This is a genomic window from Tomitella gaofuii (assembly GCF_014126825.1).
Taxonomy (GTDB): domain Bacteria; phylum Actinomycetota; class Actinomycetes; order Mycobacteriales; family Mycobacteriaceae; genus Tomitella; species Tomitella gaofuii.
Map to the genome: position 1 here is coordinate 3,007,380 of NZ_CP059900.1, position 17,723 is coordinate 3,025,102.

Consider the following 17,723-nt stretch of genomic DNA (forward strand, 5'->3'; position numbering starts at 1 on the left):
TTAGGATGGTGCCGTGATCCGGTCCTTCAAGAACACCGACACAGAGAAGGTCTGGAACCGTGAACACGTCCGAGCCCTCGGACCCGAACTGCAACGCGCCGCGCAGAAGACGCTCCGCCTCCTCAACGCGGCCTCAGAATTGAACAGCCTGCGAGTGCCGCCCGGCAACCGCCTGGAGAAGCTGGTCGGCGACCGAGCCGGACAGCACTCCATCCGCATCAACGACCAATACCGGATCTGCTTCGTTTGGACCGACAACGGCGCAGACGACGTCGAGATCACCGACTACCACTGATCAAGAGAGGAGACCGATCATGGCTGAGACGACCAAGGCACACGACCCGATCACTCCCGGCGAGATCCTGCTGACCGAGTTCTTGGAGCCGCTGGGCATCACCCAGTACCGCCTCGCCCAGGCCACCGGGCTTCCCCAGACCCGGATCAGCGAGATCGTGCGCGGCAAGCGAGCCATCACCATCGACACTGCACTGCGACTCTCCAAGACCCTCGGCGTCGACGACCGCTTCTGGATCAACATCCAGACCGACTACGACCTCGAGGTCGAGCGCGACCTGCACGCCGACGAACTCGCCAAGGTCACCCCCCTGGTCGCGAGCTGAACTCGGCGACGTGCGACCCCGCCGAGGCCCCAGCACCAGCGGAAACCGCGTCTGCGCAGGTCAGCGCGGGCGTCCCCACCGCTATTACGACTGCTGAGATTCCCAGCGCGCTGACCTGGCGACCGCGTCCTGGATCGCCGGGTCGGTACCCAGTCAGTCCCCCGTGCGTCCGCAGCAGAATCGGCCCGGGCCGCGATCACCGACCCCGACCGTGGCGCGGGCCGCTTTTCGCCGCCCGTCCATTCAGTACGGCCTGCTAATTCAACACGCGGACGCTTTATCGCCTCGTTAGCATCCAGGTGTGACCGGTACCAGTGGCCCAGATCACGCCGACAACGAGCCCGCCGCCCGGGGCCCCCGGACACGTGCGGGCGGGGCCGTCCGATTACTCTCGGGCATCGGCGCGCTGCTCGTGCTCGCCGGTGTCGCGGCGTGGTCGGTGCTGAGTCTGCACCCGCCGGCGCCCGCGGGCGTCGATGCACCACCCGGCTCGTTCAGCGCGGACCGCGCGATGGAGCAGGTCGAGCAGAGCGCACGGGTTCCGCATCCCACCGGCTCCGTCGCCAACGACGAGGTCCGCGCCCACCTCATCGACCGGCTCACCGGGCTCGGGCTGCAGCCGCGGGTGAACAGCGCGCTCGGCGTCGTCGTCCGGGGCCCGGACCGGGTCAACGCGGCGGCGGTCGACAACGTCGTCGCCGTCCTCCCCGGCACCGACCCCACCGGCAGGATCTTCCTCGCCGCCCACTACGACTCCGCGCAGTTCTCCCCCGGCGCCGGGGACGATTCCGCCGGGACGGCGGCGATCCTCGAGATCGCGCGGGCACTGCAGGACGCGCCGCCGCTGCGCAACGACATCGTGCTGCTGTTCACCGACGCGGAGGAGTCCGGGACCATCGGTTCCGAGGGGTTCCTCGCCTCCTCCCCGCTCGCCGCCGACGGCGGGGTGGTGCTCAACTTCGAGGCCCGCGGCGCGTCGGGGCCGGTGGTGATGTTCGAGACCTCGGAGGGCAACGCCGCGCTCGCACGGCTCTACGCCGCCACGGCCCCGCACCCCGCCGCCACGAGCGCCGCGGTGGAGGTCTACCGCCGCCTGCGCAACAACACGGACTTCACCAACTTCCTCAAGACCGGCGACTTCACCGGGATGAACTCGGCGTTCTTCGACGGCGCCGCCGTCTATCACACCCCGCAGGACGTGCCCGAGCGGCTGAGCGGGGCGAGCCTGCAGGCGATGGGCGACAACGGGCTCGCGCTCACCAGGGCGCTCGGTTCCGCCGATCTCGCCGACTACGCGCGGCCCGCGCCGCACGACGAGACCTACTTCACCGTGCCCGGCGCGGTCGCGCACTACCCGGGCTTCTGGGTGTGGCCGCTCGCGGGGCTCTCGGTCGCCCTCACCGGCGCGGTGGCCGCGATCGCGTGGCGCACCCGCCGGGCCACGATCCTGCGCCTCGTCGCGGGCAGCGCCGCCGCGCTCTTCCCGCTTGTACTCGCCCCGCTCGCCGCGTACGGGGTGTGGCGGATGCTCGTGCTCATCCGGCCCGGGTACGGCAGCGTGCTCGACCTCTGGCGGCCGGCTGTATTGCGCATCGGGGTCATCGTTCTCGCGGTCGCGGTGTTCCTCGCGTTTCTGGCCCTGGCCCGGCGACGGATCGGGGCGACCGCCGCGACCTTCGGCTGCCTCGTCTGGCTCACCGTCCTCGGCGTCGTGTTCTCGGCGCTCGCCCCGGGCGCGGCGTACCTGGCGACACTGCCGGCGCTCGCCACCGGCACCGCCGCCGCCGTTGCCCTGTCCGCCCGCATGCCCGGGCTGCGGGCGGCGGCGACGCTCGCCGGCTCGGTCGTCGCCGTCCTCGTGCTCGCCCCCGCGATCGCGATGTTCTTCGCCTCGCTGGGCATGCCGATGGCCGCCGGGCCCGCATTGTTCACAGTGCTGCTGTGCTTCGCGGCCACACCGACGCTGGACCTGCTGTTCACCGGCAGCACCGCCGACGACGCCGTCACCGCCACCGCCGAGAGCACCACCCCCGGCAGACGACGGCATCGTCTGGCCACCGCCGCGGTGCCGCTGACCGCGTTCGCGTCCGCCGCGGTGCTGCTGGGCGTCGGCACCGGAATCAACGGCTTCGACGCCCGCCATCCCGAACCGGCCCAGCTCATGTACGCGCTCGACGCCGACACCGGCAGCGCGCACTGGCTCAGCGAGAACGCGCCGACCGACTACACCCGGCGATATCTGGACTCGGAGGCCGACGCCGGCGACTATCTGCCCTTCACCCGCAGCGGGCGCGACTCCGGCCCCCTGGAGCCGGCGGAGGTGTCCGGCTACTTCCCGTACATCCATCAGACGGTGCACGTGGGCCCGGCCCCGACTGCCGCGCTGCCGACGCCGACACTCGATGTCGTCTCGGACGCGCGGGCCGGCGGAGTCCGCACGATCACCGTCCACGCGTCCCCGGGCCGCCCGGTGCGGATGATCACCGTCGGCGTCGACACCGACGGGGGCACCGTCGAGGGCGTGCGCCTCGAGAGCCCGGGCACCGCGGGCAGGGACCTCGCCGGGGACGCGGTCGGCTCGTCCACCAGCGCGGTCACCTTCCACGGCCCGACGCCCCAGGGGATCACGCTGCGATACCGGATCTCCGGAGACGGCCCCGTGCGGGTGCGGGCCGTCGGCGGCAGCGACGGCCTCGACGGGCTGCCCGGGTACGTCGCTCCCCCGGACGGCGTCGACATCGCCGGAACGCACAGCTCGGGGCTGCTCATGGTCGCCACCGAGAAGGTGCTCGACTAGCCGCGGCCACCGATCATCACAGTCCGGTAACGGTATTCACATCTGTCACACGTAACCCCTTCGCCGCCACCGGAGACGGAGCAGAGTGACGGGTGGACGGCCGGTCGGCGACTCGCGACCGGGGGCCGATGTCAGCGGAGGGGTCGGATTCGGCAGGAAAGGCGCACCCGGTGCTCAGCGATCTATGGGACTTCGTCTCCTCACGGCGCGAACAACTCCTCATCGACTCGTACCAGCACGTCAGCGCCGTCATCCAGTGCGTCCTGATCGCCACGGTCATCGCCGTCGCCGTGGGCGTCCTCGTCTACCGCAGCCCGCTCGGATCGGCTGCCGCCACCGCCCTGTCGAGCGCGGTGCTCACCATCCCGTCGTTCGCGCTGTTGGGCATCCTCATCCCCGTGGTGGGGCTCGGCGTGCCGCCCACCGTCATCGCCCTGGTCCTCTACGCACTGCTGCCCATCATCCGCAACACCATCGTCGGCCTCGGCTCCATCGATCCCGGCACCACCGACGCCGCCCGCGGCATCGGCATGGGCCGCCTGCATGTACTCGCACGCATCGAACTGCCCCTCGCGTGGCCGTCCATCCTCACCGGCATGCGCGTGAGCACCCAGATGAGCATGGGCATCCTCGCCATCGCCGCCTACGCGAAGGGCCCGGGACTGGGCAACCTGATCTTCTCCGGGCTCTCCCGTGTGGGCAGCCCCACCGCCGTGCCGCAGGCGCTCACCGGCACGGTGCTGATCATCATCCTGGCGCTCATCCTGGACGGCATCTACATCGTCATCGGCAAGCTCACGACATCGAGGGGACTCCATGCCTGACCACGGTTCCGGCGCGGGCGCCGCGACGACCACCGCCGCCAAGACGGTCTCCGGGGTCGAGATCGTTCTCGATGAAGTCACCAAGCGCTACCCCGGCAGCAAGACCCCCGCGGTCGACCGGGTCTCGATGACCATCCCGGCCGGCGAGATCGTCGTGTTCGTCGGCCCCTCAGGGTGCGGCAAGACCACCACGATGCGCATGATCAACCGGCTCATCGAACCCACCTCCGGAAGGATCACGATCGCCGGCCGGGACGCGCTGTCGATCAAGCCGGACAGGCTCCGCCGCGGCATCGGCTACTCGATCCAGCAGTCGGGGCTGTTCCCGCACATGACCATCGCACAGAACGTGGGCATGGTGCCGGGTCTGGTGGGGTGGAAGAAGAAGCGCATCGCCGAGCGCGTCGACGAAATGCTGGACCTGGTGGGGCTCGAACCCGACACGTACCGCGGGCGCTACCCGCGGCAGCTCTCCGGCGGGCAGCAGCAGCGCGTGGGAGTGGCGCGCGCGCTGGCCGCGGATCCGCCGGTGCTGCTCATGGACGAACCCTTCGGCGCCGTCGACCCGATCACCCGCGGGCTCCTGCAGGACGAGCTGCTGCGGCTGCAGTCCGAGCTGGGCAAGACCATCGTCTTCGTCACGCACGACTTCGCCGAGGCCGTCAAACTGGGCGACCACATCGCGGTGCTGGGCGGGCAGTCGAAGATCCTCCAGTACGACACGCCTGAGGCGATCCTCGCCAATCCGGCCGACGACACCGTCGCCGGCTTCATCGGGTCCGGTGCCTCGCTGCAGCAGCTCACCCTGCTGCGCGTGCGCGACGTCGAGCTGGAGCACTGCCCCACCGCCCACGAGTCCGACGCGCCCGACTCGCTCCGCGCCGCCCTCGGCACACGGCGACGGACCTGGGGCCTCGTGCTCGATGCACGCAATCGGCCGGTGGCCTGGGTCCACGCGCGCCACCTCGCCACCGCGACCACGCTGCGCGGGATCGGAGACCCGATCGGCGAGGTCGTCAGCACCCAGTCGACGCTGCAGGACGCCCTCGAAGCGCTGCTGGCCGCGTCCAGCGCGTCCACCGTCGTCACCGGCAGCCGCGGACAGTACGAGGGCCTGATCAACATCGACACGCTCATCCAGACGGTGCGCACGCTGCGCGAGGAGTACTCCGACGACGACGATGGCACAGGCGGTGACACTGACGGCGACGGCGGCGGGCACGGCGGGGCGGGCGACGCAGGGGGCACTCGCACACCCCCGACGGTGATCGGAGGCGAACCGGAATGACCATCACCCAGGACACCGTCACTGCCGGCGAGAAGGTCGCCGACCCGGTGGACAGCACCGCCGCCGGGCGGCGCGGCGACAGCATCCGCATGCTGGCACAGCCCGTGGTGGCGGTGGGCGGGGCCGCGGCGATCCTCGTCTGGGCATTCGCCTTCAACGACCTCAACGCCACCCAGCGCGAAACCCTCAACGCGTCATCGCTCGGCACGCGGCTGGGCCAGCACATCGCCATCACCGCCGTCGTCACCGCGATCGTCGTCGCCCTCGCCGTTCCGCTGGGCATACTGCTCACCCGCCGGGGGTACAAGGCGCTCTCGCCGGTGTTCATCGGCATCGGCAACATCGGTCAGGCCTCCCCCGCCATCGGCCTGCTCGTGCTGCTGTTCCTGTGGACCGGCAAGACCGGCTTCTGGATCGGCGTACTGCCCATCGCCTTCTATTCGCTGCTGCCGGTGCTGCGCAACACCATGCTCGGCATGCAATCCGTCGACCCGTCGCTGATCGACGCCGGCCTCGGCCAGGGCATGTCGCCGATGACGGTGCTACGGCGCGTCGAGTTCCCGCTGGCGGTGCCGTTCATCCTCGCCGGCCTGCGCACATCGCTGGTCCTCGCCGTAGGCACCGCCACCCTGTGCTTCCTCGTGGGCGCCGGCGGCCTGGGCGTGCTCATCGACACCGGCTACAAGCTGCGCGACAACCCCACGCTCTACGTCGGCGCGGTGCTGGCTGTCGCGCTGGCCCTGTTCATCGACTGGCTCGGGGCACTCGCCGAGCGCTTCATCGGCCCCAAGGGGCTGCGCTGATGGACACCGCACCGGCCTCGCCCGCACCGACGGCGCCCGGCCTTCCGGCCTCCCGCCGGCCCCGCGGCGGCCCGCTCCCGCGCGCCGCCGCGTTGGTCGCCGCGCTGCTCACCACCATGCTGCTGGCCTCGTGCGGGCTGCAATCCGGCGGCGCACTGCCCCTGTCGGTGGGGCCGGGCAGCATCACGACCGACCCCGGACTCGAGGGCGTCAAGCTCACCGTGGGGTCGAAGGACTTCACCGAGAACATCATCCTCGGCTACATCGCCGAGTTCGCGCTGGCCGCCGCGGGCGCCGAGATCCGGGATCTGACGGACATCCAGGGATCGAACAGCGCGCGCGCCGCCATGGAGGCCGGCCAGGTGGACCTCTACATCGAGTACACCGGCACCGGCTGGATCAACTACCTGCACAACCAGCACCCCATCCCCGACGCCCAGGAGCAGTTCGAGGCGGTGAAGAAGGAAGACCTGGAGCGCAACGGCATCGTATGGGCCGCACCCGCGCCCATGGACAACACCTACGCGCTCGCCGCGAGCCGGAAGGTGGTCCAGGACACCGGCGTGCGCACGCTGTCCGACTACGCGAACCTCGTCAACACGCATCCCGGGTCGATCACCACCTGCATCGAGACCGAATTCAACAGCCGCCAGGACGGATTCCCGGGCATGGCCGCGGCGTACGGCTTCAACCCGGACGACGCCGGCAAGAAGATCCTGCAGACGGGCATCATCTACCAGGCCACCGCCACCGGCGGCGAGTGCACCTTCGGCGAGGTGTTCACCACCGACGGCCGCATCAAGGGCCTGGACCTGTACGTGCTCGAGGACGACAAGCAGTTCTTCCCCCACTACAACGCGGCCGTGACCATGCGCGAACAGGTCTACAGAAGCCATCCGGAGATCGTCACCGTCCTCGCTCCCGTGATGAAGGAGATCACCAACGACGAGATCTCCACGCTCAACGCGAAGGTGGACGTCGACGGCGAGGAACCGGCCGACGTCGCACGGCAGTGGCTGGTGGACAAGGGTTTCGTCACGGACGGCTGAACCGCACCGGCCCGCCCCGGAATGTGATCTGCCCCGCGGGAATCGGCACCGGGGTTGCGCATCGGCCACGCGCACGGAATCCTTCTCCGGATGTCCGACTTCGTCGCGAGCATCACGGACTCGCTGGCCGGTCTCGGCCCCGCCGGATACATCACACTCGTCGTCGCCGTGAGCGTCGTGTGCCAATGGTTCGCGTGGCGCATCCGCATGCCGTCGATCCTGCTCATGCTGCTCGTGGGCTTCGGTCTCGGACAGATCGTCTCCGCCGAAGAGGTGCTGGGACGCGACCTGCTCTTCGACGGGATCAGCCTCACCGTCGGCATCATCCTGTTCGAGGGCAGCATGTCGCTGCGCCTCAAACACGTCCAGGACCTCGGCCGTCCCGTGTGGCGCCTGTGTTCGGTGACCGTCCTCGTGGCCTGGTCCCTCATCACGCTCGCCGCCTGGCTGATCGGCTTCGACATCAAGGTGGCGCTGCTGGTGGGGGCGATCCTCGTGGTCACCGGCCCCACCGTGATCGCGCCGATCCTGCGATCACTGCGCCCTACCCGGCGCGTGTCGTCGCTGCTGCGGTGGGAGGGCATCGTCGTCGACCCGATCGGCGCGGTCCTGGCGCTGCTGGTGTTCCAGGGGATCGTCAGCGGCGAGGGCGGGCAGGCCGCCTCCGCCGTGCTCATCGCGCTGGGCAAGACGCTGCTCATCGCGTTCGGCATCGCCCTGCTCATGGGCGTGGCCATCGAGTTCGTCATGCGGCGCCGGGCCGTGCCCGACTTCCTGCACGGCGTGTTCTTCCTGGCCGCGGCGATCACGGCGCTCGTCGCGTCCAACGCTCTGCAGCCGGAGTCGGGCCTGCTCACGGTGACGATCCTCGGCATCTACCTGGGCAACCGGCCGGAGCTGCACCTCGAGCACGTGGCCGAGTTCAAAGAGCACCTGCAGATCCTGTTCGTCGGCGCACTGTTCATCGTGCTCGCGGGGCGCATCAGCCCCCAGCAGATCATCGACGTCGCGCCCAAGGCGCTGATCTTCATCGCCGCCCTGGTGCTCGTCGTACGCCCGGTGAGCATCGCCCTCGGCCTGCTGCGCACCAAGGTCACCCGGAACGAGCGGATACTGCTGGCCTGCATGGCGCCGCGCGGCGTCGTCGCCGCCGCGGTGACGAGCATCTTCGCCCTCGGGCTCACGCAGTCGGCGGACGCGCTCTCGGCGAAGGCCGACGCCGCCACCGGAGACGACAAGCAGGCCCTCGTCGCCCAGGCCGCCGATCTGCAGCGTCTCGCGGGGCAGGCCGCGGAGATGGTGCCGCTGGTCTTCGTCCTCATCGTGTGCACCGTGGCCATCTATGGACTGAGCGTCGGCAGGCTCGCCGAGCGACTGGGCCTCGCCTCCGCGAACCCGCAGGGCGTGGTGTTCGTCGGCGTCAACCGCTGGGTGGTGGACGCCGCCAAGCTGCTGCAGGACTCGGGCATCCCCGTACTGGTGGTGGCGCGCAACTACGTGACGCTCTCCGGCGCCCGCATGGCCGGGCTGCCCACGATCACCGCGAACATCCTGTCCGAATACGCGGTGAAGGACATGGACCTGTCCGGGATCGGCTACTTCATCGCGTGCACGCCCGAGGACGAGACCAACGCCACCGCCGCCCGCGAGTTCTCCCACATCTTCGGCCGCGCCAACACCTTCCAGCTGCACAGGGGGGCGAAGTCGACGGGCACCGGCAGCACCCGGCGCGACACCGCCGGGCACCTCAGCGCCCGCTACGCCTTCGTCCCGCCGCTGTCGCGCGCCGAGCTCGACCGCCGGATGATGGCCGGCATGGCCGTCAAGAAGACCGCGCTGAGCAGCAAGTACACGCTGGCCGACTTCCGTCGGCAGTACGGCGACGACGCGGTGATCCTGTTCGTGCAGCGCGGCGGCGTCACCTCCGTCGCCCACGAGACGACCAAACTGCCGTCGGCGGAGGGCACGCTGATCGCAATGGTGCCGGTGACCGAGGACGCCGGCGCCGCGCGGCGACCATCCGCCCAGGCGCCGGCCGTCGACGCCTGACCCGGCGGCGGTTCCGGAGCCGGAAGCTCAGCCGAAGACCCGCTCCACCACCGCCCGGGCCCGGCGGGTCACCCGCAGATAGTGGTCCAGGAACTCGCCCGCGTCGTCACCGCGCCACCCGGCCGCGTACGCGACGGCGGCGAGCTGGTCGCCGGTGCCCGGAATCTGGTCGCCCGCCTTGCCGCGGGCCAGCACGATGGCGTTGCGCGCCCGGGTGGCCAGCAGCCACGACTCGGTGAGCATGCGCACGTCGTCCGCCTCCAGCAGCCCGATCCGCTCGATGGCCTCGAGGGTCTCGAGTGTCGACGTGCCGCGCAGCTCCGGATTCTCGTGCGCATGCTTGAGCTGCAGCAATTGGACGGTCCACTCGATGTCGGCGAGACCGCCGCGTCCGAGTTTGGTGTGGGTGGCCGGGTCGGCGCCGCGGGGCAGCCGCTCGGAATCCACCCGGGCCTTCATGCGCCGGATCTGCAGCACCGTGCCCGCATCGATGCCGCCCGGCGGATAGCGGAACTCGTCGATCATGTGCAGGAATCGCAGCCCCAGGTCGGAATCTCCGGCGACGGTGGTCGCGCGCAGCAGCGCCTGCACCTCCCACGGCTCAGCCCACTTGCGGTAGTAGGCCTGGTACGACGCGAGCGTCCGCACAAGCGGCCCGCTGCGCCCCTCCGGCCGCAGGTCCGCGTCCACTTCCAGCGGCGGGTCGACACTGGCGCGGCCCAGCAGCGAGCGCACCCTGTCGGCGATCCCCGACGCCCACCGGACCGCTTCGGCGTCCGACGGCGCGGGCGTTCCGGGCTCTCCGGGCACCGGTTCGCAGACGAACAGCACGTCGGCATCGGAGCCGTAGCCGAGTTCTCCGCCGCCCAGCCGGCCCATGCCGATCACGGCGATCCGGGCGGGCGCGGGGCGCCCCGACTCGGCGGCGTCCGCACGGCTCACCGCATACAGCGCGGCCCCGAGCACCGACACCCATACCGACGACAGCGCGCGGCACACCTGCCGCACCTCGAGCATGCCCAGCACGTCGGCCGACGCCACCCGGGCCAGCTCGGCACGCCGCAGCGACCGCGCCGCCGCGATGGCCCGCTCCGGGGACCGGTGACGCGCCGCCGACCGGGTGAGCCCTTGCGCCACCACGGTGTAGTCGACGGCGAGCAGCTTAGGTCCGGACGCCCCGTCCGCGTACATGTGCACCACGTCGGGCGCGCGCAACAGCAGGTCCGGGATGTAGCGCGACGACCCGAGCACCAGCATGAGGCGCTTGGCCAGCGCTCCCTCGTCGCGCAGCGTCCGCAGGAACCACGGATGGTCGGTCATCGCTTCGGACAAGGTGCGGTAGGCCAGCAGGCCCGCGTCCGGATCGGGCGTCTCGCCCAGCCATTCGAGCAGGGTCGGCAGCATGAGCGACTGGATGCGCCCCTTGCGGGTGGCGCCCTTGGTCAGGGCCGTCAGGTGCCCCAGGGCGTTGCGCGGCGCCCGGTAGCCGAGCGCGGCCAGCTGACGTTCCGCCGCCTCCGGGCTCAGCCGCAGCGCCTCCGAATCGATCTGCGTGACCGACTCGAGCAGCGGGCGGTAGAACAGCTTGGCGTGCAGTCGGCGGATGTGCTGCGAGTGCCGCCGGATCTGACGCTGCAGCTCGTCCACGACGCCGCGCCGGGCCTCCGAGCGCACGTGCGCGGCGCGCGCCAGCCAGCGCAGCGCCTCGGTGTCGCCGGGCGGGGGCAGCATGTGCGTACGCTGCAGGCGCTGCAGCTGCAGGCGGTGCTCCAGCAGCCGCAGGAACACGTAGGACTCGATGAGCTGGGCGGCGTCGCCCCGGCCCACGTAACCGCCGGCCGACAGCTGCGCCAGCGCGTTGAGCGTCGACTTGGAGTGCAGCGTCTCGTCCGCGCGCCCGTGCACCATCTGCAGCAGCTGCACGGCGAACTCCACGTCGCGCAGGCTCCCCGTGCCCAGCTTGATCTCACGCTCGCGGACGTCGGCCGGCACCAGCTCCTCCACCCGGCGGCGCATCGCCCGCACCTCGGGCACGAAGTCCTCGCGCTGCGACGCCGTCCACACCATCGGCCCCACCGCCGCGGCGTACTCGCGCCCCAGCTCCAGGTCTCCGGCCGCCGGCCGCGCCTTGAGCAGCGCCTGGAACTCCCAGGTCTTCGCCCAGCGGCGGTAGTAGGCCAGGTGCGAATCAAGGGTGCGCACCAGCGCGCCCTGCTTGCCTTCGGGCCGCAGCCCGGCGTCGACCTCGAAGAACGCACTGGAACCGATGCGGATCATCTCGCCGGCAAGACGCGCCGTGAGCGCGTCGGCCGGCTCGGCGACGAAGACCACGTCCACGTCGCTGACGTAGTTGAGCTCGCGGGCGCCGCACTTGCCCAGCGCCACCACCGCCAACCGCGCTTCCACCGTCTCTTCGCGGCACACCGTCGCCACCGCGACGGCGAGGGCGGCCGCGAGCGCGGCGTCGGCCAGGTCGGACAGATGCCTGCCGACGGCCCGGAACTCCAGGCCCGGCTCGTTCTCGATCGTCGGGGCGAGGTCCACTGCTGCGAGCAGCAGCAGGTGGTCCCGGTAGCGGGTGCGCAGCGCCAGCACGGCCTCCGGCCCGGTGACGGCGGACCGATGCAGTCCGTGCGCCCCCTCTGGCACGGCATCGACTGCGGCGAGCAGGTCCGCCCGGATCTCGTCGCGCACAGGCAGGTCCGGGGCCGACGCCAGGCGCCGCCACGAGCCCGGAAAGTGCGCCAGGTGGTCCCCCAGCGCGGTGGACGAGCCGATCACCGACAGCAGCCGGGCTCGCAGGCGGCTGTCCGAGTGCAGCGCCTCGTCCAGCGCGTCCCAGCCGCCGGCGTCGGACTCGGCGGGCACGGCGCCGCCCCGGGCCGGGTCGGGCGCGTCGAGCGCCTCCTTGATGCGCACGAGGGTGCGCAACGCCAGCCCCGCGTCCGGGGCGCGCGAGAGCGCCCACAGCACCGCGACGTCGTCCGCGCCCGTCCAGCCCAGTGCTGCGAGGTCCTCGGCCGCGTGCGCCTCGACCAGCCCCAGCCTGCCCGTCGAGGGGATCCGCCCCCTGGTGGTGCGCGCGGGCACCGTCACAACCCCAGGTAGTTGGCGATCTCGAACTGCGTGACCTGCCCGCGGTAGTCGGCCCACTCCTGCCGCTTGTTGCGCAGGAAGAAGTCGAAGACGTGCTCACCCAGCGCCTCGGCCACCAGCTCGGAACGCTCCATCGCCTTCAGCGCGTCCCCCAGACTCGTCGGCAGCTCCCGGTACCCCATCGCGCGGCGTTCGCCGGGCGTGAGCGCCCACACGTCGTCCTCCGCCTCCGGGGGCAGCTCGTATCCGCCCTCGATGCCCTTGAGTCCGGCGGCGATGAGCACCGCGAACGTGAGGTACGGGTTGCAGGCCGAGTCCGGGTTGCGCACCTCCACGCGGCGCGACGACGACTTGTTCGGTGTGTACAGCGGCAGACGCACCAGCGCCGAGCGGTTCGCCCGCCCCCACGACGCCGCGGTGGGCGCCTCGCCGCCGTGGATGAGCCGCTTGTAAGAGTTCACCCACTGGTTGGTGACCGCGCTGATCTCGTGGGCGTGCTCGATGATCCCGGCGACGAACGACCGCGCCGTGGCCGACAGCTGCATCGGATCGTCATCGTCGTGGAACGCGTTGTTCTCGCCCTCGAACAGGCTCATGTGGGTGTGCATGGCCGAGCCCGCGTACTCGCTGAACGGTTTGGGCATGAACGTGGCCCGCACGCCCTCCTGCAACGCCACCTGCTTGACCAGGTAGCGGAACGTCATGACGTTGTCCGCCATGGACAGCGCGTCCGCGTAGCGCAGGTCGATCTCCTGCTGGCCCGGCGCCGCCTCGTGGTGGCTGAACTCGACGGAGATCCCCATCGATTCGAGCGCGTCGATGGTGTGCCGGCGGAAGTTGGGCGCCTGGTTGTGCACGGCCTGATCGAAGTACCCGCCCTGATCCGCAGGCGTGGGGCGCCCGGAGGCGTCCAGCCCGGCCTCCAACAGGAAGAACTCGATCTCCGGGTGCACGTAGCAGGTGAAGCCCGCGTCGCCCGCCTTGCCCAGTTGGCGGCGCAGCACGTGCCGCGGGTCCGACCACGACGGCGACCCGCCGGGCATGAGGATGTCGCAGAACATGCGCGCGGTGGGCTGGCGGCCGTCGTCCGAGACCCACGGCAGCACCTGGAACGTCGACGGATCCGGCATGGCGACCATGTCCGCCTCGGACACCCGGGAGAAGCCCTCCACCGCGGAACCGTCGAAGCCGATCCCCTCGGTGAACGCGCCTTCCAGCTCGGCCGGGGCGATGGCCACCGACTTGAGGTAGCCGAGGACGTCGGTGAACCACAGCCGGACGAACCGGATGTCCCGCTCCTCGAGCGTGCGCAGCACGAATTCCATCTGACGATCCATAGGCACGACCCTATGCACTCGCCGCGGACGGTGCGCGCGAACGTCCCCGGGCCGCACGGGCGCACCAGGTGAGATGGGTCACCGACGCATGGATGCCGGGCGGCGTCGGTGGCAGACTCTCGTGCGTCACCACCTTAGGAACCCGGGGACCCTGCAGCAGGGCCTCGAGGCTGAGAAGAGGATCAACGATGACCGACACATCTCCGTACGGCGCCGCGCCCGCGGGCGGCCGACCTGCCCGCAGGCCCGTCATCCGCACCCACCACCTGCAGAAATGGAAGCAGGAGGGCAAAAGGTGGGGCATGCTCACCGCCTACGACCACTCCACCGCACGCATCTTCGACGACGCCGGCATCCCGGTGCTGCTCGTCGGCGACTCGGCCGCCAACGTCGTCTACGGCTACGACACCACCCTGCCGATCGACTCCGACGAGCTGATCCCGCTGGTGCGCGGCGTCGTGCGCGGTGCCCCGCACGCGCTCATCGTCGCCGACCTGCCCTTCGGCGGCTACGAGGCGTCCGACGCGCAGGCCCTGGCCACCGCGGCCCGCTTCTGCAAGGAGGGCCTGGCGCACGCGGTCAAGCTCGAGGGCGGTGTACGCGTCGCCTCGCAGATCACCGCCCTGTCGCAGGCCGGAATCCCCGTGATGGCGCACATCGGCTTCACCCCGCAGAGCGTCAACGGGCTCGGCGGGTTCCGCGTGCAGGGCCGCGGCGAGGCCGCGCAGCAACTCCTCGACGACGCACGCGCAGTCCAGGACGCCGGCGCGTTCTCCGTGGTCATGGAGATGGTGCCCGCCGACGTCGCCGCCGAGGTCACCGCCGCACTGTCCATCCCCACCGTGGGCATCGGCGCCGGCGCACAGTGCGACGGGCAGGTGCTGGTGTGGCAGGACATGGCCGGCTACACCTCCGGGAAGACCGCCACGTTCGTGCGCCGCTTCGGCGAGGTCGGCACGGCGTTGCGCGACGCCGCCGGCGCCTATGCGGCCGCGGTGGAGGACGGATCGTTCCCCGCCGCCGAGCACTCGTTCTGACCGGGACGGCGCCCCGGTGCCCGCGCCCCGTCCCGGGCGCGGGCACCGGGGTTTCCGTATCCTCGGCCAGGCACCCGCCCCCGGCGCACGCCGCCGACGACGAAGGAACGTGAGCATGAGCCCCGACACCGCCCGGCGACGCGCCGCCCTCCGCACCGCGGCCCGGCCCCCGGCGTTGCGCCGTGCGCTGCCCGCGGCCGCCGCCGTCACCGCCGCGGCCGCCGTCCTGGCCGGGTGCTCGGCGGCGGGGCAGTCCGACTCCGCCACCAAGAACGCCGCGGACACCTCCGTCACGGCTTCCCCCGCCGCGCCCGACACGGGTTCGGCCGAGGCGGCGGGAGGGCTCCCCGCCGGCATCACCCCCGCCGCGGCCGACGCGCTGTGCAGCAGCCTCGGCGATCAGCTGCAGTCGATGCGCACGTACACCATCACCCCCGGCAAGGTGACGCTCAACGGCGTGGTCGTCACCTGGGCGGCGCAGAACGGCGTGAACCTGGTCGACCTGGCCCAGCACCGCGAGAAGATCGACCAGACGCTCACAGTCAGCTGCCCCGACGTGCGCGACGGGGTGACCAGCGCCCTCGAGGTGCCGGACGTCGCCTCCGCACTCGTGGGGTTCTAGGCCGCGGTCCCAGTGGGGCGCGGGACGCTCAGCCGTTCTCCCACGTGTCGTCGGCGGCGTCGGCCTGCGCGTTGCGCGCCTTCGCGATGTCCAGGGCCTGGCGCGCGGTGGCCTCGTCCGGGTACGGGCCCATGCGGTTCAGGGCGCGGGAGTCCTTGCCACGGTGCACGGTGTGATCGTCCAGGCTGAAGTACCACTCTTCGTCGCTCATGGGCCCAGTGTGCCGCAGTCTCCGATGCCGCGCCGCGCGATCTTCCGTGCCGCACGCGGGCGGGCGGCCGCCGTGTCGCCGCCACGACCAAGCATTCTTCGCACGCCCACGGACCCGAATCGACCGAAAGCACTTGCTCGACGTCGCCCACGCCTCGCCCTGGCGAAACCGACGTTCACGATGACCGAGCAGCCGCGCACCGTGGCCCGCGAGCACCTGGCCGGCACCATCGGAACTGTCGACGCCGCGACCATGCGTGCGGTGGACGGCTGGATGCGGGACTTCCTCGCGCTGCCCTGACAATCGAGCGCCCGCACCGCGCGCCGACCGGGGGCGTGCGCGGGATCGGGCGGACGAGCCGGTGTGTAAGCCGGATTTCGTTCCCGCACCGCACCGGCGAACCGGGGCGGCGAGGGCGGCGACCATCCATCTGGACACACCGTCGCCGGGTGCCTCGAGCAGCCAACCCGCAGGCTCGGGCGAGCAGCCCTCGATCACCTGCGCAGCCGCACCCGATCCGCAGTGGATCCGGTGCGGCCTTCGGCCTTGCTCCGGGCGGGGTTTACCGAGCCGCTGCGGTCACCCGCAGCGCTGGTGCGCTCTTACCGCACCGTTTCACCCTTACCGGCCCGCGCCCCGAAGGGTGCGCGCCGGCGGTCTGTTCTCTGTGGCACTGTCCCGCGGGTCGCCCCGGGTTGCCGTTGGCAACCGCCCTGCTCTGTGGAGTCCGGACTTTCCTCGACCCGGGCCTGGACGCACTGGCGCCGGTCCCCGTGCCGCGGCCGCCCCACCGACTCGTCCGCACGGGCAACAATACGTGGCGCGGCGCGGCGGCGTCCGCCCGCCCGGTCACCCCAGGTGGGCGGTGTCGTTGACCAGGCGCACCGACGACCCGCCGTCCGGATAGAACTCGGCCACGCTGAGCGAGGCCAGGTCCAAGTGCAGCTTGTAGAGCAGCGGGTATCCCACGTCGAGCGCCGCCCGCAGCACGAGCTTGATGGGAGTGACGTGCGAGACGAGCAACACCGTCGCGCCCGGGTGTTCCGCGGCGACGCGTGCGCGCGCCCGCGCCACCCTGCCTGCCACCTGCGTGAAGCTCTCCCCGTTCGGCGGTGCCACCGTGGGGTCGCCCAGCCACCGCGCGTGCAGCTCCGGGTACTGCTGCGCCGCCTCACGGAAAGTCAGGCCCTCCCACTCGCCGAAGTCGGTTTCGATGAGGTCGTCGTCGATCCCGACCGGCACGCCCAGGGACGCGGCCGCCGCCTCGGCGGTGGCCCGTGCGCGCGCCAACGGCGACGACACCACCGCGTCGATGCCGCCGCGCGCCCCGATGCGCCGCGCCGCCGCGGCCGCCTGGGCCAGTCCGGCCTCCGTCAGCGGAGCATCTCCGCGGCCCGAGTAGCGCCGCTCCACCGACAGGGCCGTCTGCCCATGGCGGAGCAGCACCAGCCGGCACGGGTCGCCTGTGGCCCCGGTCCACCCCGGCGCGGATCGCGCCGACGCCGACGTCGCGGCCTGTCCGTCACCGCCTTCCGGCGTCGCGGCCTGCTCCTTGTTCCCGTCCATGGCCTCGTTGGCGAGCCGGTCGGCGTGCCCGTTCTGCGCACGCGGAATCCACGTGTAGGACACCGCGCCGACCCGCGCCGCCGCCTTCCGTGCCCGGTCGGCGAGCGGAATCATGTCCGGGTGCTTGACCTTCCACCGGCCGGACATCTGCTCGACGACGAGCTTGGAGTCCATGTGCACGGCCGCCGACGTCGCGCCCTGCGCCGCCGCCGCCTCGAGTCCGGCGATGAGCCCGCGGTACTCGGCCACGTTGTTGGTGGCGTGCCCTATCCCCTCGGCGCACTCGGCCAGCACCGTGCGCTCGTCCGGGTATCCGGATGCGTCGAGCACGACCGCACCGTAACCGGCCACGCCGGGATTGCCGCGCGAGCCGCCGTCGGCCTCCACGATCACCTTCACAGCACCGGCTCCTTCTGTGAGTCTC

Annotated in this window: 15 protein-coding genes and 1 other RNA gene; 11 read left to right on the forward strand and 5 right to left on the reverse strand. The window is 71.5% G+C overall.

The features are described 5' to 3' along the window. Positions 1 to 13: 13 nt before the first annotated feature. From H4F70_RS13880 to H4F70_RS13915, 8 genes are all read left to right on the forward strand, one after another. Positions 14 to 295, forward strand: a complete 282-nt coding sequence (locus H4F70_RS13880) for a type II toxin-antitoxin system RelE/ParE family toxin (RefSeq protein ID WP_182346916.1) — start codon at positions 14 to 16, stop codon at positions 293 to 295. A 19-nt stretch (positions 296 to 314) separates the two neighbouring features. Beyond that, positions 315 to 620 carry a HigA family addiction module antitoxin gene (locus tag H4F70_RS13885; protein WP_182357596.1) on the forward strand — a complete coding sequence of 102 codons (306 nt, stop codon included), beginning with the start codon at positions 315 to 317 and terminating at the stop codon, positions 618 to 620. A gap of 301 nt (positions 621 to 921) precedes the next feature. Further along, complete coding sequence (locus tag H4F70_RS13890; RefSeq protein WP_182357597.1) at positions 922 to 3,417, forward strand: M20/M25/M40 family metallo-hydrolase; 2,496 nt, start codon at positions 922 to 924, stop codon at positions 3,415 to 3,417. Positions 3,418 to 3,587: 170 nt separating this feature from the next. Next, the gene (locus H4F70_RS13895; RefSeq protein WP_235681114.1) at positions 3,588 to 4,241 is read left to right on the forward strand and encodes an ABC transporter permease; all 654 of its coding nucleotides are present in this window, start codon (positions 3,588 to 3,590) and stop codon (positions 4,239 to 4,241) included. Continuing rightward, the gene (locus H4F70_RS13900) at positions 4,234 to 5,529 is read left to right on the forward strand and encodes an ABC transporter ATP-binding protein (RefSeq protein ID WP_182357599.1); all 1,296 of its coding nucleotides are present in this window, start codon (positions 4,234 to 4,236) and stop codon (positions 5,527 to 5,529) included. The genes H4F70_RS13895 and H4F70_RS13900 overlap by 8 nt, the downstream gene beginning before the upstream one ends. Beyond that, complete coding sequence (locus H4F70_RS13905; protein WP_182346911.1) at positions 5,526 to 6,332, forward strand: ABC transporter permease; 807 nt, start codon at positions 5,526 to 5,528, stop codon at positions 6,330 to 6,332. Before H4F70_RS13900 ends, H4F70_RS13905 begins: the two co-directional genes overlap by 4 nt. Before the next feature lie 116 nt (positions 6,333 to 6,448). Continuing rightward, positions 6,449 to 7,381 carry a glycine betaine ABC transporter substrate-binding protein gene (locus H4F70_RS13910; protein ID WP_182360420.1) on the forward strand — a complete coding sequence of 311 codons (933 nt, stop codon included), beginning with the start codon at positions 6,449 to 6,451 and terminating at the stop codon, positions 7,379 to 7,381. Positions 7,382 to 7,471: 90 nt separating this feature from the next. Continuing rightward, positions 7,472 to 9,430: a cation:proton antiporter gene (locus H4F70_RS13915; protein ID WP_182357600.1), complete on the forward strand. Its 1,959-nt coding sequence runs from the start codon at positions 7,472 to 7,474 to the stop codon at positions 9,428 to 9,430. Positions 9,431 to 9,457: 27 nt separating this feature from the next. Here H4F70_RS13915 and H4F70_RS13920 read toward each other — a convergent pair whose 3' ends face one another. Together H4F70_RS13920 and glnA are read right to left on the reverse strand one after the other, a co-directional pair. Further along, positions 9,458 to 12,526: a bifunctional [glutamine synthetase] adenylyltransferase/[glutamine synthetase]-adenylyl-L-tyrosine phosphorylase gene (locus H4F70_RS13920; RefSeq protein WP_420883133.1), complete on the reverse strand. Its 3,069-nt coding sequence runs from the start codon at positions 12,524 to 12,526 to the stop codon at positions 9,458 to 9,460. Continuing rightward, positions 12,523 to 13,863 carry a type I glutamate--ammonia ligase gene (gene glnA, locus H4F70_RS13925; RefSeq protein ID WP_182346908.1) on the reverse strand — a complete coding sequence of 447 codons (1,341 nt, stop codon included), beginning with the start codon at positions 13,861 to 13,863 and terminating at the stop codon, positions 12,523 to 12,525. Before glnA ends, H4F70_RS13920 begins: the two co-directional genes overlap by 4 nt. Before the next feature lie 188 nt (positions 13,864 to 14,051). Between glnA and panB the strand changes: the two genes are divergently transcribed. Together panB and H4F70_RS13935 are read left to right on the forward strand one after the other, a co-directional pair. Next, positions 14,052 to 14,900: a 3-methyl-2-oxobutanoate hydroxymethyltransferase gene (panB, locus tag H4F70_RS13930; protein WP_182357601.1), complete on the forward strand. Its 849-nt coding sequence runs from the start codon at positions 14,052 to 14,054 to the stop codon at positions 14,898 to 14,900. A 115-nt stretch (positions 14,901 to 15,015) separates the two neighbouring features. After that, positions 15,016 to 15,522: a hypothetical protein gene (locus H4F70_RS13935; protein WP_235681115.1), complete on the forward strand. Its 507-nt coding sequence runs from the start codon at positions 15,016 to 15,018 to the stop codon at positions 15,520 to 15,522. A 28-nt stretch (positions 15,523 to 15,550) separates the two neighbouring features. Here H4F70_RS13935 and H4F70_RS13940 read toward each other — a convergent pair whose 3' ends face one another. Continuing rightward, positions 15,551 to 15,733, reverse strand: coding sequence for a hypothetical protein (locus H4F70_RS13940; protein WP_182346906.1), 183 nt, complete (start codon positions 15,731 to 15,733; stop codon positions 15,551 to 15,553). Positions 15,734 to 15,913: 180 nt separating this feature from the next. Here H4F70_RS13940 and H4F70_RS20215 point away from each other — a divergent pair, with 180 nt between their 5' ends. After that, positions 15,914 to 16,033, forward strand: coding sequence for a type II toxin-antitoxin system PemK/MazF family toxin (locus H4F70_RS20215; RefSeq protein WP_220471710.1), 120 nt, complete (start codon positions 15,914 to 15,916; stop codon positions 16,031 to 16,033). Between the two features lie 50 nt (positions 16,034 to 16,083). Here H4F70_RS20215 and rnpB read toward each other — a convergent pair. Together rnpB and H4F70_RS13950 are read right to left on the reverse strand one after the other, a co-directional pair. Continuing rightward, an RNA gene (gene rnpB / locus H4F70_RS13945) (RNase P RNA component class A) lies at positions 16,084 to 16,531 on the reverse strand. A 51-nt stretch (positions 16,532 to 16,582) separates the two neighbouring features. After that, on the reverse strand, positions 16,583 to 17,698 hold the full coding sequence (locus H4F70_RS13950) for a bifunctional RNase H/acid phosphatase (protein WP_182357602.1): 1,116 nt from the start codon (positions 17,696 to 17,698) through the stop codon (positions 16,583 to 16,585). Between the last annotated feature and the right edge of the window lie 25 nt (positions 17,699 to 17,723).

Bases quoted from the DNA above. Each gene is read 5' to 3' on its own strand.
- H4F70_RS20215 (WP_220471710.1), top strand. From the start codon at position 15,914: ATGACCGAGCAGCCGCGCACCGTGGCCCGCGAGCACCTGGCCGGCACC.
- H4F70_RS13910 (WP_182360420.1), top strand. From the start codon at position 6,449: ATGCTGCTGGCCTCGTGCGGGCTGCAATCCGGCGGCGCACTGCCCCTG.
- panB (WP_182357601.1), top strand. From the start codon at position 14,052: ATGACCGACACATCTCCGTACGGCGCCGCGCCCGCGGGCGGCCGACCT.
- H4F70_RS13905 (WP_182346911.1), top strand. From the start codon at position 5,526: ATGACCATCACCCAGGACACCGTCACTGCCGGCGAGAAGGTCGCCGAC.
- H4F70_RS13900 (WP_182357599.1), top strand. From the start codon at position 4,234: ATGCCTGACCACGGTTCCGGCGCGGGCGCCGCGACGACCACCGCCGCC.
- H4F70_RS13935 (WP_235681115.1), top strand. From the start codon at position 15,016: ATGAGCCCCGACACCGCCCGGCGACGCGCCGCCCTCCGCACCGCGGCC.
- glnA (WP_182346908.1), bottom strand. From the start codon at position 13,863: ATGGATCGTCAGATGGAATTCGTGCTGCGCACGCTCGAGGAGCGGGAC.
- H4F70_RS13940 (WP_182346906.1), bottom strand. From the start codon at position 15,733: ATGAGCGACGAAGAGTGGTACTTCAGCCTGGACGATCACACCGTGCAC.
- H4F70_RS13885 (WP_182357596.1), top strand. From the start codon at position 315: ATGGCTGAGACGACCAAGGCACACGACCCGATCACTCCCGGCGAGATC.
- H4F70_RS13915 (WP_182357600.1), top strand. From the start codon at position 7,472: ATGTCCGACTTCGTCGCGAGCATCACGGACTCGCTGGCCGGTCTCGGC.